Below are 13,317 nucleotides of genomic sequence, written 5' to 3'. Positions count from 1 at the left end.
CCCGCCCGCCGCCGGGTGAACCGCATCCGGCCTTCGGCGGTCAGGCGCGCGGGCCGCTCGGCACCATCAGCACCGCCGAACGGGCGTGGTGCAGCGCGGAGTACGTGACGTCCCCGATCGTGCGGCCGATGTCGTGGCGGCGAGCGTGCGTGGCGACGACGGTGAGCCGGGCCCCGTCGGACAGGTCGACGATCGCCCCGACCGGCGGCCGGTGGACGACCTCCGCGGTCACCTCGACGCCCGGGAACTCGGCGCGGAACGGGGCCACGGCCAGGCTCAGCATCGACTCCGCGTCGCGCTGGGCGGCCGTGAAGGCCTTATCGTCGGCCGGCACCGGCAGGCTCTGCATGCCGAACGACGGAACCGGCGGCAGCGACCACGCGTGGACGGCGTGCAACGGAGCGTGCCGCAGCTCGGCCTCCTCGAACGCCGCGTGCAGCGCCGGCGTACATGTGGCGTCCGCGACGCCGACCAGGATGCGGCCCTCCAAGCCGCCGCCCGTCGGCACCCCGGGCTCGCCGGTCTCGTCCATGGGCGCGACCAGCAGCGGGCAGTGGCTGCGGCCGGCCATCTTGCGGCTCACCGAACCGAGCAGCAGGCCCGTGAAACCGCCGAGCCCGCGGCGTCCGACCACCAGCAGCCCGGCCCGGGTGGACGCCTCCTCCAGGACCGCGGCGGCCTTGTCGTGGACGATGTCCGTGGTGACGGTGAGCCCGGGCCGCCGGGTGCGGGCCCGCTCCGCGTAGTGCTGGAGCGCCTCGACCCCGGCGTCGTGCAGGAGCTCCCCGTACCAGTCGTGGCGCTGGAACGCCTTGGGCTCCCACGCGTGCAGCAGCTCCAGCCCCGTCGCGCGCAGCGCCGCCTCGTCAGCGGCCCAGTCGACGGCGTGCCGGGCCGCGTCCGACCCGTCCACCCCGCAGACCACCTGCCCGGCCGCGGCGGCGGTTCCAGAGGTCATGGCGCACTCCCTGGAGCGGCTTCGCGTCGTCCTCTCCCCAGCGTAGGCACGCTGTACGGCGCCGATCGGTCTCAGCCCTTGTCCGAGTCCGGCTCGGCCAGCCGCCGGTGCATGTGCGCCTTGACGCTGTCCGGAAGCACGGACGCGGCGGCGGACTGCGCCTTCACTCTCAGCGATCCGGCGACGACCCGCTCCATGCCGTCCATGAGCGCCTCGTAGCCCTGCCGGGCGACTTCGGCGGGATCGTCTTTCCGCCCGTGGCCGACGGGCGTGTCGAGCATGTCGGCGCGCTCGAAGAACTCCGTGTCGGTCGCGCCGGGCATCAGCAAGGTGACGGTGACCCCGGTGCCCTTGAGCTCGTTGCGGACCGCGAGCGCGAACGACTGCACGAACGACGTCGAGGCGGTGTAAACGGCTTCGAACGCGCCAGGCATGGTCGCGGTGGCGGAGGAGGTGACCAGCACCTTTCCCTCGCCTCGGCGCTTCATCTCGGCGAGCACCCGCTTGGCGAGGTGCACGGTGGAGGCGCAGTTGAGCGCGATGACGTCGAGTTCGTCCCGCAGGTCGTTCTCGACGAACGGCCCGCCGCGGCCCACCCCGGCGTTCAACACCGCGACCGTCGGCGACCGGCCGTCCTCACAGGCGGCGGCCCAGAGCCGTTCGACGCCGTCGTAACCGCGCAGGTCCTGCCGCACCGCCGTGACCCGCCCGCCGCCCAGCGCGGCCAGCTGTTCCGCGGCCCGCTCGATCTCCGCGTCCTCGGCGCACACCACGAGGTCCCAGTCCCGCGCGGCGAACTCGGCCGCCAGCTCCAACCCGATCCCGCTGGACGCCCCGGTAACCAGCACCAGCCCAGGCGCCGACGCCTTCGCATCACTCATGCACGGCCGCTACCCAGGGGGGTCGCACCCACTACACGCCTGGGCCGTCGGCGCGGCTACCGGGCCGCCGGGAACCGGTCGCCGGCGAGGTCGAGGCGCTGCTTGTCGTCGCCGGCGACGCCGTCGAAGATGCCGTCCGCGTCGCCCGGGTAGACGCCGGCGTCGGCGTCGGCGTTGACGACGATGGACGGGACCTTGATCTTGGCAGGCTCAGGGGCGGCGGGCCCACGCGAGAACCGAGCGGTGGATCGTGGCGTGGAAGGCCCCCGACTTCGAGAGCGAACGCTGCTCACGCAGGAGCGCAACGCCGCGGGAGTGCTCGATCCGGCCGGCCGCGCACGCGCGATCCACGACGTGTTCCAACGACACCATGCGGGACAGGTCCTCGACGGAGCCGTACACCATGAGCTCGACGTCGACGCGCACGTCGACGAAGCCCGCGTCGGCCAGCAGCCTGCGCAGGTGCCTCCCGATGTCCCGGTGGGGGATGTGCCCGCCCGCCTCGTCGGCGACGGCCCGTGCCGCCTCCGCGTCCTGGGAGACGAGGGTGAGCGACGCCCAGTCCGGCTCCAGCACTGCGATGAGCCCGCCGGGGCGCAGCACCCGGTGAGCCCCGGCCAGCACGGCCGCCGGGCTGGCGACGTGCTGCAGCACGCGTTCGATGCGGCAGCCGTCGAACTGCCGGTCTGCGAAAGGCAGGTGCTGGGCGTCGGCGCGCACCAGCCTCGCCGGATGTCCCAGGCCCGCCAGACGGGCCCGACTCGCGGCCAGCATGGTCGCGCTGGCGTCCACGCCGAACGCGCACAGTCCGTCGCGCTCCAACTGCACCAGCTCGTGTCCGGCGCCGCACCCCAGGTCCAGGACCCGGCTGCCCGGCGCGAGGGCCAGGTGTGCCCGCAGCCGCTCCTTGGGGCCGCCGGGCGCGCGCAGGGCTCGATCCACGTGATCGAGGTGCTCGACCAGTTCCGCGGCGCGCCCGCTGCGGTCCACATCCGAGAAGTCGTTCACGACAGCTCCTCAGCGGGCGCCCAGGCGGCCGACTCCCGCAGACCGCTCCCTCATGGTCGGTTCCATGCCGGGCCGCCAGTCGCTACGCAGTGATCCTTCCACAGAGGACCTGTCGGCGAAGCGTTTGTTCTCTCGATGTGACGACCGCCATAGATTCGCGATGTCCGAAGGGTTCGAGAGTTGCCGCTGTCGGTCACCGGCGTCCTGGCGGCCTCGGATGCCGGCGTCCTCGACGTGTACCCGTGGCCGGCTTCCGCCCACGCGCGCCGCGGACCGCCGCTCAAGGCCGACGGTCAGTCAGCCAACCCGCCGTTGCTCTTCAACAGTTGTCCGTTGACCCACTGCCCCTGCGGGGAGCACAGGAACTCCACGAGGTGAGCGGTGTCCTGCGGACTGCCCAGCCGTCCCAGCGGCGTCTGTCGCAGTACGTGGTCGCGGATCTCGTCGGACATCCACCCGGTGTCCACCGGCCCCGGGTTGATCACGTTGGCGGTGATCCCGAGGTGGGCGAGTTCGTGGGCGGCCGCGAGCGTGATGCGGTCCAGCGCGCCCTTACTGGCCCCGTAGGGCAGGTTGCCGACGGTGTGGTCACTGGTGAGGCCGATGACGCGTCCGGCTCCCCGATCCCCTTGGAAGCGTCGGCCGTACTCGCGGATCAGCAACCACGTGGCGCGTGCGTTCACCGCGAAGTGGCGGTCGAAGCTCTCCAGGGTCGTGTCGAGCAAGCCGGAGTCGACCGACTCGCAGTGGCACATCACCAGCGCGGTGACGCCCCCGAGACGGCGCTCGACCTCGTCGAAGACCCGCTCCGGAGTGCCCGGGTCGGCGAGATCCGCCTCCACGGCCGCCGTCTCGGCGCCTCGTTCCGCCAGGGTCTTGGCGACCGTGTCCGCCGCATCGGGCTCGACGCCCCAGGCCATCCGCGCGTCATATGGCGTCCAGTACGTGAAGGCGATGTTCCAGCCTGCCTGGGCCAGTCGGCGGGCGATGCCCGCACCGATCCCGACGGAGCGGCCGACTCCGGTCACCAGTGCAACCGGCCTGGCGGCACCGGGCAGGGACTGCTCTCCTGAGGTCGTCACAAGGTGTCATCGTTCGACCTGCGGTGCGGGCTTGGCAACTGACATTCCTCCAGCGGATCCACGAGTCGCGAGCATTGCCCGCTCGAACGCACTGTCTCGGTCCGCCCGTCGACGTGCAGACCATCAGAAACCGAACGCCATCAGCGGCAGCGGCTCGTGCGCGAACGCGGTGCCCAGTCGGGCCACCGCTCCAGGTCTGAGGCCGATGACCCGGGCTGCGCCTTCGAGGGAGGCCGCGGACATGCCGCCGAGGTACAGCGAACCCAACTCCGTTGCCCCCAGCGCCACATCGGCGGCGGCGGTGGTGCGTTCGCAGCGCGCTCCGTGCTCGTCGCCGGTGAGTCGCCAACGGCCGGTGTTCCACGGGCAGAAGGCGTCATGGACATCGAGCACCAGGTCGACCGGCACCGCGTAGGTGCGCGCGGCCAGCGCGCGGCCCGCGTCGACCAGGCGCAGGTACATCCCGTCCATGAAGGACGGCTTGGCTGCGCGTACGTCGGTGAGTTGGTGCAGCAGCGGGTCGTCGGGCGCAAGCCCGTTGACCTCCAGATGCGACATCAGGTCGAGGTCGAACAGGTAGCGCCACAGGGCGAGTCGGGTGACCGGGTCGAGCGCGTGGACCTCGCGGACGACGGTTCGGCCGTGCGGGCCCTCCTGGCCCCATTCGGGCTTCGTCGCGTAGTAGGCGTATCCGCGCACCTGGCCGTCGGCCTCGGCCAGGACGCAGCGCAGCGGCGACGCGCCGCCGCGCTCGGCGGGCGGGTCGTGCAGCTGCCGCTGCGCCCACAGGTCGTTGCGGGCCATCAACCCCGGTCGGCTGGGCAGGAGTTCGTCGTACACCGTGCGGCACGCGGGCAAGGCCTCGGCCGGGTCGGCGAGCCGCATGCGCACGTCCGCGGCGGCCGCCGGCGCCGCCGGCAGGGCGCCGGGGCCGGTGCGGGCGCGCAGTTGCATGCGCCAGGTGGCCAGGCCGTACCCGAAGCGGCCGTAGATCTGCGGCTGGGAGGCGGTCAGTGCGGCGAGTGGCTCGCGTCCGTGCTCGTGGAGTTCGTGCAGTTGGTGGCGCATCATTGCGCGCATGACGCCGCGTCGGCGGGCGGTCGGTGCGACCGCGACGGCGGTCACCCCGGCCACCGGCTGCGCGGCACCGCCGGGCACGGTCATCGAGAACGAGTAGGCGCCGGCGGTGCCGACGAGTTCGGTGCCGAGATAGGCGCTGAGGCAACGGTCCGGCTCCCGCAGGGAGTCCCAGGCGGCGCGCGATTCGGGGGACCAGCCCTCACCGAAGGCGTGTTGGATGACCGCGTCCCACGCGTCCCATGAGTCCGACTCGGCGGAACGCACGGTGATGCCGGAAGAGGCGGAGGCGGGCGGGTTCGGGCGGTTGCAGGCGACGTGTCGGCTCGGTCGTGACGTCATGGTCGGCTTTCTTGGAAGGAGGGCTGTGATGTGGCGGGGCCGTTGACGTTGCGGTAGGTGTGCAGGGCCAGCGGGAGGACGAGGGCGAGGCCGATGGCACCGGTGGCGGCGAACGCCCAGCCGGGGCCGTGGTGGTCGATGGTCGAGCCGAGGACCGGGCCGGAGGCGGCCCCGCCGAGGGTGAAGGCGCTCATCTGCAGGCCCATGGCCTCGCCGCGCGAGGCCTGGGGGGCGAGTGCGCTGACCGCGTCGACGATCGAGGCGAATGCGGGTGTGCAGAGCAGGCCGGTCGGGAGCAGCGCGAGGATGAGCCAGGGCCACGGCGTGGGGAGCAGTGCCAGCGGGATCGTCAGCGCGCTGAACAGCCCGATCAGCAACAGCGGGGAGACGCGGTCCTTGGGCAGGCTGCCGTAGATGAATCCACCGGTCACGGAGTAGAGGCACCACGCGGTGCCGACCAGGCCGATCCACAGCTGGGCGTCCTGCTCCTTGAGGACCGCGATCTGTCCCAGCCCCACTCCGTTCGCGACGAACGACGTGCCGCAGGTCGCGATGTACAGGGCGACCAGGCGGGCGGTGAGCCATTGGCGGCGCGGCACGTGCGCCGCCGCATCGCCGGATTGTGCCGTGCGGGTCGTGGGGTTGAGCCGGATGAGCGCGATTCCGGAGGCGCCGAGGGCGGCGCCGATCCCGATCATGGTGGCGGTGGTGCCGAGCGCGGTGGCCGCGGCGACGGCGAGTGTCGGGCCGATCATGAAGGAGAGTTCGACGCCCATGGTGTCGAGGGTGAAGGCCGTGTGGCGGAGGTCGCTCGGCATGACCGCGGCGAGGCATTGGCGGACCGCGAAGACGGGCGGACTGAACAGGCCGCTGACCAGGGCGCCGAGCAGGAGCAGGGGATAGGGGAGGAACGGCGCTGCCGTCCAGGTCAGGAATCCGACCGCGGTGGTCGCCGCGACCACCGGACGGAGCCCGAGCCGGTCGATGAACCGGCCCGCCTGCGGGGCGCCGACGGCCGTGCCGACGGCCGCGGCGGTGCCGACGAGGCCCGCGTCGAAGTACCCGCGGTGGAGGCTGTCGACCACGTGCAGAAGCACGGTGACGCCGCCCGCGGTGACCGGGATCCTGACGGCAAGGGTGAGCAGCAGCAACGTGCCCGCACCGGGGACGGCCAGCACCTGTCGATACGGCGCAGCGGACATGGCAGGCCCTTCTTCGTGATCGTGGCGCCGACTCGGCCGACCGCCGACGACGTCGGCTCGGCAGTCCGGCTGGGAGTACGCGCCCAGCCGCGCTGAATGGTTTCAGCATGACGATCGTCAACGCAACGCAATATCGCACCGGAGTGGATCGCCCCGCCGACCTCCGGCGAACTTCGGGCGTACCCCGAGCCGTTGCCCGGCCCCAACGACCGCCATCCAGTCGAAGTCGGCGCTGCGGAGGCCGTCACTGCTCGTCGCGGAACCGCACCAACGGTCGGGCTGATCACCGGGGCGGCCGACTGCCGCTGCTTTCCGGGCAGGATCACGGCGACGCCAACCGCGCACACCGTGACGCGGTGGGGCCCATGCTCACGCGCACCGGACGACGTGTCTGGCGTCGACGCCGGGGCGGGCGCACCGCCCCGGCGTCGCACCTACAAGGCCCTGATAACCACGAGCGCAACTCGGCAAGCCGGCCCGGGTTCAAGCACGCGGACGGCAAAGGGCCCGAGTCAGCGGTGGTACATCACGTACAGCTTGCCTCCGGGGGCGGACGCGGCCGATTCGCGGATGGGCAGGGCGTTGCCGGGGACTTCCTGCGGGGTGTTCCACGCGGAGCCGTCGTACTGGGCGGTGTAGAGACGGCCGTTCGCACCGCGCAGGATCGCCCACAGCCCGCCGGTGTGGTTGACAAGGGTGGGGCCGGCCTTGAGCTCCCAGCCGCCCAGGCTTCCGCGCGGCTGCCAAGCGCCGTTGGTGCCGCGGGCGTAGAGGTGGAAGCGGGAGTCCTCGCGGCCGCGGTGCGCTCGCAGCAGGGTCGAACCGGTGAACTCCAGCGAGGCGGGGTCGGCGACGTCGACCGGCCAGCTTTCCGGGCTGGACCAGGTGCCGTCGGCGAGTTCGGTGTGCCGCAACTTGGTGCCGCCGTCGGCCACATACGTCAGGTAGACGCGGCCCAGGCGGTGTTCGAGCGCGGGTGCGAGCTTGTCCGCGCGGTGCCCGTCCAGGCGCTGGGGCTGGCTCCAGCCCGAGGCGGCGTCGTAGGTGACGGTGACGGGTGCCTGGTCGGTGCCGATGACGACGACGCGCAGTTTGAGGCCGTGCTGGACCATCGCGGGCGCGGCCGCGGCGGTGAGGTTGTGGATTCGGCGCGGTTCGGTCCACACCTGGTTCTGCAGCTTCGACCACATCAGCGCATTGTCACTGGGCCGGAGGAACACCGCGTGCAGGACGGTGAGGTAGTCCACCAGCCCCGGCGGCGTCGCGGACTCCCACGGCACAGGGATGGGTGCGCACCACTTGCGGCCGTCGTGCACGACGTATTCCAGCGTGCCGGGGTGGAAGGGCACCTGGTCGCCGGCGTAGCGGACTGTGAGGGCATGATGGCCGTCGCCGTTGAAGTGCCACACCATCGGATCGCGGCGTTGCGCCAAGATCGCCAGGTCGTAGCGGTCGAGCACGACGCCGCGGGCGGCGGACAGGTCGTCATTGTTGCGGAACCGCTCCAGCATGAACGCGAAGAGCTGCGTGATGTCGGCGATCCACCCGGCGACCTCTCCGCCCGGCAGGTTGCTGCCGATCTGGAAACCGGGGTTGCTGAAGATCTCGTCGCAGAGCCAGTTCAGGCGCGCCGTCAGGGCGTCGTACCACTCGGCGTTGGACTGGTCGGCCTCCCAGCAGTGCAGCGACAGGCCCAACCGGCTGCCCACGGAAAGGTCGGCGACGACGTTGTTGCCGTGGAACGGGTAGGTCTGCCCTTCCTTCGCCGGCGAGAACTCGTTCGAGCGCCAAATGGAGCCGGCCTGCTGGTCGCTGCCCGCGGACCCGGTCCAGTAGATGTCGTCGGCGGTGTTCCACTGGTCGCCGCACTCCCGCAGGACGCGGAAACTCACGGCCTCCAGGCGGGCCCGGAAAGGCGGCGGGGGCGTAGGCGCCGTTGTGCCCTCCAGGTCGCCGGCGTTGTCGGTGCCCGCAGCGGCGTCGGGGGCGGCGAGCGTGAGCCCGGAGCCGCCGGGGCGCCAGAACGCCCCGGATCCGGTCCCGGATGCGCACATGCCCTCAATGAAGGCAGGGCTGTCGACCTCGCCGCCGAACGCGAGGGACTCACGGTCGTTCACCGCCACGTTCGGCCGACGCAGGTAGTCCGCGATCATCGCCGGTGCGTCCCGCTCCAAGTCCGCGAACGTGTACGGGCGCTCCGTCGGCAGCGACGTGATCACCTCGGGCACCGTCAGGATCGGCTCGCCGCTGTTCTTCATCCCCTCGTACACGCCGCCGGTCCACCAGATCGCCTGGTCCGTCATCCCGGTCCGCATCATCTCCAACAGCGGCGCCTCCAGGTCCGACAGCTCCAGCCGGTACGCGAACCGCAGGGCGGCGTGCAGCGACGCCCCCATCAACAGGTTGCCCCGCGTCTGAGCCGACATCGTCATGTCCCCGGCCGCGGCGCTCGCGCGCACCACGCGCGACGAGGCGTCCGTCCCCGACAGCGTGCGGCGCAACCGCTCCTTGAACTGCTCCTCCTCAGCTGTGCCCTCGCCGAACGCGCTCCCGGAAGCCCCTGCGGAACCGACCACCACGATCCCCCTCCACGTTCCGGCCGCCGCGGCAACCAGCCCGAGCGGCGGCACACCCGTCGTCGACGGCGACGGTACGGCCCGTCCCCACGGCCCGTCACCAGCAAGCCGACATCAGACAGAAGACGACCGAAAAGACACGGCCGTGACACGCCCATGCGGTACACGCACGTGGCGTGAAGAGGCGGCAGGCGATGGACGGGCTCAGGGCCGGGCCGCGAGCCACTCGTGGCGTATGACGGAGTAGTAGACGCTGTCGCGCCATGTGCATGAGGTGCTTGGCCGCCCGATTGACGCCGGTGCCCCACCAGCGGCGCCCGATCCACGTGGATCCGACCTCGATCTGCCGGCGCACGTCGTCCGGGTACCAGTACGGCAAGGCGGTTAATCCGGCGACGGCCGACCCGGCTCAGGAAAATCTTCTGTACTGCAGATAATGATTCTTGATGACGGTCGTCATCATCACGCCATACACTGCTGTGCGCTGTGCTTGATCGCTACGTCTCCTGCGAGGCTCCTGCTATGGCCGTGACACCTGGCGCCGGGCCGTTCTCCGCCGTCGGCCGGTTCGTCGTGCTCGTCGACGACCTCGACGACGGGCTCGCGTTCTACCGCGACATCCTCGGCTTCGCCGTACTGCATGACGAGACCACGGCTGGATTCCGGTACCTGCACATCGGACTCCCCGGCCAGGAGGCCGCCGGGCTCTGGCTGATGCCCGCCGATTCGAGCGAGGCGCGGGCGCATGTCGGCAAGCAGGCCGCCGGACACCCCATGCTCGTGCTCTACACAGACGACCTCGACGCGGTGGAGGCCCGATTGGCGCAACACGGCGTACGGGTCTGGGCCCGAACCGCGGACCCGGGCAGCCGCTCGCTCCAGTTCGCGGACCTGTACGGCAACACCATCGTGGCTGCCGAATTGCGCGACCAGCCAACCGCATCGACTGCGGGGCTGCACACCGGGCCATAGGGCTTGTCCTGGGCTCGGTGGGCGATCGTCCCCTGCCGGGGCCCTGGCCGCGCGTCGTGTGTGGCCGCCCTCGTGGCGGGTAGCCGTGGCGCGACAGGGAAGATCGACTCAAGGTGTGGTGGATATGCCCTGCGGCTCCGGTCCCAAGCGGAAGCGGCAGTACGAGCACATCGCCGAGAGCGCCCGCAAGCGCCGTGACATCAAGGGCCGTTCGTCGACGCCCAACGCCGAGTCGCGGCACGCGCGAGGCCGTTGACCGTGGTGGCGGCGAGCCCGGGGACGGCGACGGCGCTGCCGTCGCCCCGAGGACCGGTGTCGGGCGCGTTGATCACGGCGCTACGCCGCGCGCCCGGCACCGTCGGACCCGCCCTGTCGCCGCCCGTGGAGGACGCCGATCCGTGGGGTGAGGACGCACAACTGGCGCTCTACCTGGCCTACGAGCTGCACTACCGGGGCCTGCCGGGCGTCGACGACGCGTGGGAGTGGGATCCGCGGCTCCTGAGCCTGCGCGCGCGGCTGGAATCGGCGTTCCTCGCGGCACTGCGTGACGCCGTCGGCGACCCGGGCGCGGTGGACCAGGCCCTCGCGGACGTCCTGCATCCCGGCCCGGACAGCCCCCGAGGTCCCTCCGCGCTGCTGGCCGACGAGCCCGATCTCGGCCGGTTCCGTGAATACGCCGTGCACCGCTCGGTGTTCCAGCTGAAAGAGGCCGATCCGCAGGCGCTGCTGATCCCGCGCCTGACCGGCCGCGCGAAGGCGGCCGTCGTCACGGTCGAGTTCGACGAGTTCGGGGCCGGGCGGGCCGAGCGCGTGCACGCGGCCCTGTTCGCCGACCTGATGCGCGGCCTCGGCCTGGACGACGCCTACAACGCGTACCTCGACCGCGTGCCGGCGCCGATGCTCGCGGTCGTCAACCTCATGTCGCTGTTCGGCTGGCACCGCCGCCTCCGCGGCATGGCCGCCGGGCACTTCGCCGCGCTGGAGACGGCCTCGCCGCCGGGCGCGGCCCGGCTCGCGGACACGTTGGAACGGCTCGGCGTCGACGACCCGGCGTGCACGCTGTTCTTCACCGAGCACGTCGAAGCGGACGCCGTCCACGAGCAGTTGATGCGCCGCGAGGTGCTCGGCGGGCTGCTGGCGGAGGAACCGGACCTGGCCGACGACGTCGCGTTCGGCATCCGGGCGGCGACACTGGTCGAGGACGGGTTCGCCGAACACCTGGGCGACGCCTGGGGATCGGGGCGGTCCTCGCTGCGCGGCGGCTCAGTCCTCTGAGGCGCTGCGGGGCGGCGTGCGGTGGCTGGTGTCGCACCACGGCAGCCGTCTGCTGCGCAGGCACGTGCACACGGCGACCACGACCCGCTCGGAACGGGCGGTCGTGCCGTCCGGCATGGTGATCTCGACGGGGCCGTCGACCAGCACGGGACCGTGCGGAACGACGGTCACCCGACACGGGGGGCCGGGTTCACGCGGCCATGTCGCCACGGACGACCACCAACTCCTCTTCCCGGCAACCGGGTTCGATGATGCTCCGGGACTCCAGGTACGACGCCCGCCCGGTCAGCACCGGGCCGAACGGCCGCCGGAGCCTCGCCACGACGCGGGCGCGCAGGCCCGCGGCGCGCAGCAGGCGCAGCGTCCGCCCGACACCGGACAACGCGGACTGGACGACCAGCACGGTGCCTCCCGGACCGAGCACGTCGGGTACGGCGCGGCAGAGGCGGTCCAGCAGCAGCCGTCCGTCCTGCCCCGCGTCCCAGGATCGTTCGGGGCCGCGCTCCGGCGCGCTCTGCGCGGGCGCCGGGACATAGGGCGGGTTGGCCAGCACGAGGTCGAAACGCTCCTCGGCCACCGGTTCGAGCAGGTCCCCGCGCCGTACCCGAACGAGGTTCCGCCGCCGCAGGCCGTTGAGCCGGGCCGCCCACACCGCCCGCCGTGACACGTCGATCGCGGTGACCCGGCAGTCCGCACCCCCGGCCCGTGCGGCCGCCAGCGCCACCGCCCCGGTCCCGGTACCGACGTCCAGGACACGCCGCGCGCCGGCCAGCCCCTCGTCGAGGTACGCCGCCATGAGCAGCCAGGTGTCGGACTGCGGCCGGTACATGCCGGGAAAGCGCAGCAAGGTCATGGTCGACGGCTGCCCGTGGCTCCGGGTGCGAAACAGCGACCACGGGGTGCGAAACAGCGACCACGCTCAGGGGGTGCGCATCAGCCGCCAGGAGAGGCCGAACAGCCGCGTGGCGAGTCGGACGACCGGGATGCCCAGGGGGATCAGGATGAGGGTGACGCACAGCAGCGCGCCGACCAGCCACACCACGGCCGCGAGGATCGCGAGAACCGTGCCGAGCAGTGCGGTGACGAGTCCCAGCACCACGTCCAGCAAGCCTTTGAGCAGCTTCATGACGACCTTCTTTGTTCCGTACCGCTCTCCTCGGGGCCCGCGGGCTTCGGGGATCAGGCGGGTTCAGCCGCGGCTCAGGGCTCGGCTGAGCTCCTTCTTGTTCATCTTCGAACGGCCGTCGATGTGGCGGCGCTTGGCTTCCTCGTACAGCTGGGCGTAGGTCGAGCCTTCAGCGGTCCACTCCGCGGTGGCCCGCTTGGTCGCGGCCGGTTCCCGCCTCGACCCGCCGTCAGGTGTCGGTGCCGCCGCGCCGCGCTTGGTGCCGCGGCCGGTCAGCGCGTCACGCAGCCGGTCGACGACTCCGACGCCGGCGCCGAGGAGCTTGTTCGCGGGAGGGGTCGTCGGTGCGGAGGGGTGCGGACGGGTCGGGGCCATGCGCTTGGCCCTGCGTATCGCGTCCCCCATGTCGTTGAGCTCGCGCGCGTCGAGTGCTTCGGCCAGAGCGGGGAAGAGCCGCTCCTCCTCGTCCTTGACGTGCTCGGTGACCTCGCGCTCGACGGAGTCGAGCAGTCGGTCGAACCGCCGGTCGCCGGGGGCGCACCCTTCGAGCTCCTTCAGCTGCTTCTCGACCTTGCCGTGGTCGCGGATCTCCTTGTCGGCCATGCGTCCGCCGTTTGGCAGTTTGTCGCGCACCGCCGGGTAGAGGTACTGCTCCTCCGCGACCGAGTGCCGCACGAGTTCCATGGTCAACTGGTCTGCGAGCATCCTGCGCTCTGCCGAACCCGCGGGGGCCTTCCTGATCTTCCCGAAGAGGCCCTCGACCTCGCGGTGATCCGTCGTGAGTTCCTTGATGACATTGCCGCCGTGTGCCATGGGGT

Annotated in this window: 13 protein-coding genes and 1 pseudogene; 3 read left to right on the top strand and 11 right to left on the bottom strand. The window is 71.8% G+C overall.

Features of this window, described 5'->3' with window-relative positions:
- Window positions 1–40 precede the first annotated feature (40 nt).
- The 7 genes from QI554_RS04660 to QI554_RS04630 all read right to left on the bottom strand — a co-directional run bounded on the left by QI554_RS04660 (window position 41) and on the right by QI554_RS04630 (window position 9,129).
- Complete coding sequence (locus QI554_RS04660) at window positions 41–958, bottom strand: universal stress protein (RefSeq protein ID WP_281466125.1); 918 nt, start codon at window positions 956–958, stop codon at window positions 41–43.
- Between the two features lie 71 nt (window positions 959–1,029).
- Window positions 1,030–1,839 (bottom strand): SDR family NAD(P)-dependent oxidoreductase, encoded by an 810-nt coding sequence (locus QI554_RS04655; protein ID WP_281466123.1) that lies wholly within the window; start codon window positions 1,837–1,839, stop codon window positions 1,030–1,032.
- 210 nt (window positions 1,840–2,049) lie between these two features.
- The gene (locus tag QI554_RS04650) at window positions 2,050–2,847 is read right to left on the bottom strand and encodes a methyltransferase domain-containing protein (protein ID WP_281466120.1); all 798 of its coding nucleotides are present in this window, start codon (window positions 2,845–2,847) and stop codon (window positions 2,050–2,052) included.
- A 293-nt stretch (window positions 2,848–3,140) separates the two neighbouring features.
- Entirely contained in the window at window positions 3,141–3,929 is a 789-nt protein-coding gene (locus QI554_RS04645) for an SDR family oxidoreductase (RefSeq protein WP_281466118.1), read from the bottom strand.
- A 123-nt stretch (window positions 3,930–4,052) separates the two neighbouring features.
- Window positions 4,053–5,348 carry a GNAT family N-acetyltransferase gene (locus QI554_RS04640; RefSeq protein WP_281466117.1) on the bottom strand — a complete coding sequence of 432 codons (1,296 nt, stop codon included), beginning with the start codon at window positions 5,346–5,348 and terminating at the stop codon, window positions 4,053–4,055.
- Complete coding sequence (locus QI554_RS04635; protein ID WP_281466113.1) at window positions 5,345–6,550, bottom strand: MFS transporter; 1,206 nt, start codon at window positions 6,548–6,550, stop codon at window positions 5,345–5,347. Before QI554_RS04635 ends, QI554_RS04640 begins: the two co-directional genes overlap by 4 nt.
- 512 nt (window positions 6,551–7,062) lie before the next feature.
- Window positions 7,063–9,129 (bottom strand): PLL family lectin, encoded by a 2,067-nt coding sequence (locus tag QI554_RS04630; protein WP_281466112.1) that lies wholly within the window; start codon window positions 9,127–9,129, stop codon window positions 7,063–7,065.
- Between the two features lie 519 nt (window positions 9,130–9,648).
- Here QI554_RS04630 and QI554_RS04625 point away from each other — a divergent pair.
- The 3 genes from QI554_RS04625 (at window position 9,649) to QI554_RS04615 (ending at window position 11,373) form a co-directional block, all read left to right on the top strand.
- Window positions 9,649–10,098 (top strand): VOC family protein, encoded by a 450-nt coding sequence (locus tag QI554_RS04625; protein ID WP_281466110.1) that lies wholly within the window; start codon window positions 9,649–9,651, stop codon window positions 10,096–10,098.
- A gap of 124 nt (window positions 10,099–10,222) precedes the next feature.
- Complete coding sequence (locus QI554_RS04620; protein WP_281466108.1) at window positions 10,223–10,354, top strand: hypothetical protein; 132 nt, start codon at window positions 10,223–10,225, stop codon at window positions 10,352–10,354.
- A 56-nt stretch (window positions 10,355–10,410) separates the two neighbouring features.
- A complete protein-coding gene (locus QI554_RS04615; protein ID WP_281466106.1) occupies window positions 10,411–11,373 on the top strand; it encodes an iron-containing redox enzyme family protein in 963 nt (320 codons plus the stop codon).
- Here QI554_RS04615 and QI554_RS04610 read toward each other — a convergent pair.
- From QI554_RS04610 to QI554_RS04595, 4 genes and pseudogenes are all read right to left on the bottom strand, one after another.
- A complete protein-coding gene (locus QI554_RS04610) occupies window positions 11,362–11,544 on the bottom strand; it encodes a CDGSH iron-sulfur domain-containing protein (RefSeq protein WP_425527912.1) in 183 nt (60 codons plus the stop codon). The two genes, QI554_RS04615 and QI554_RS04610, sit on opposite strands and share 12 nt — an antisense overlap.
- 19 nt (window positions 11,545–11,563) lie before the next feature.
- On the bottom strand, window positions 11,564–12,226 hold the full coding sequence (locus QI554_RS04605; RefSeq protein WP_281466102.1) for a HemK2/MTQ2 family protein methyltransferase: 663 nt from the start codon (window positions 12,224–12,226) through the stop codon (window positions 11,564–11,566).
- Window positions 12,227–12,292: 66 nt separating this feature from the next.
- Window positions 12,293–12,499: a hypothetical protein gene (locus tag QI554_RS04600; protein WP_281466100.1), complete on the bottom strand. Its 207-nt coding sequence runs from the start codon at window positions 12,497–12,499 to the stop codon at window positions 12,293–12,295.
- Window positions 12,500–12,760: 261 nt separating this feature from the next.
- Window positions 12,761–13,312, bottom strand: a pseudogene (locus tag QI554_RS04595) (hemerythrin domain-containing protein); the annotation flags it as partial.
- Between the last annotated feature and the right edge of the window lie 5 nt (window positions 13,313–13,317).

This window comes from Yinghuangia seranimata (assembly GCF_029953285.1).
In the GTDB taxonomy this organism is placed as follows: Bacteria; Actinomycetota; Actinomycetes; order Streptomycetales; family Streptomycetaceae; genus Yinghuangia; species Yinghuangia seranimata.
This window is presented reverse-complemented; position numbering and strand designations above follow the sequence as displayed.

Coding starts and splice junctions, on each gene's coding strand:
- QI554_RS04600 (WP_281466100.1), bottom strand. CDS start 12,499: ATGAAGCTGCTCAAAGGCTTGCTGGACGTGGTGCTGGGACTCGTCACC.
- QI554_RS04655 (WP_281466123.1), bottom strand. CDS start 1,839: ATGAGTGATGCGAAGGCGTCGGCGCCTGGGCTGGTGCTGGTTACCGGG.
- QI554_RS04640 (WP_281466117.1), bottom strand. CDS start 5,348: ATGACGTCACGACCGAGCCGACACGTCGCCTGCAACCGCCCGAACCCG.
- QI554_RS04625 (WP_281466110.1), top strand. CDS start 9,649: ATGGCCGTGACACCTGGCGCCGGGCCGTTCTCCGCCGTCGGCCGGTTC.
- QI554_RS04635 (WP_281466113.1), bottom strand. CDS start 6,550: ATGTCCGCTGCGCCGTATCGACAGGTGCTGGCCGTCCCCGGTGCGGGC.
- QI554_RS04605 (WP_281466102.1), bottom strand. CDS start 12,226: ATGACCTTGCTGCGCTTTCCCGGCATGTACCGGCCGCAGTCCGACACC.
- QI554_RS04620 (WP_281466108.1), top strand. CDS start 10,223: ATGCCCTGCGGCTCCGGTCCCAAGCGGAAGCGGCAGTACGAGCACATC.
- QI554_RS04660 (WP_281466125.1), bottom strand. CDS start 958: ATGACCTCTGGAACCGCCGCCGCGGCCGGGCAGGTGGTCTGCGGGGTG.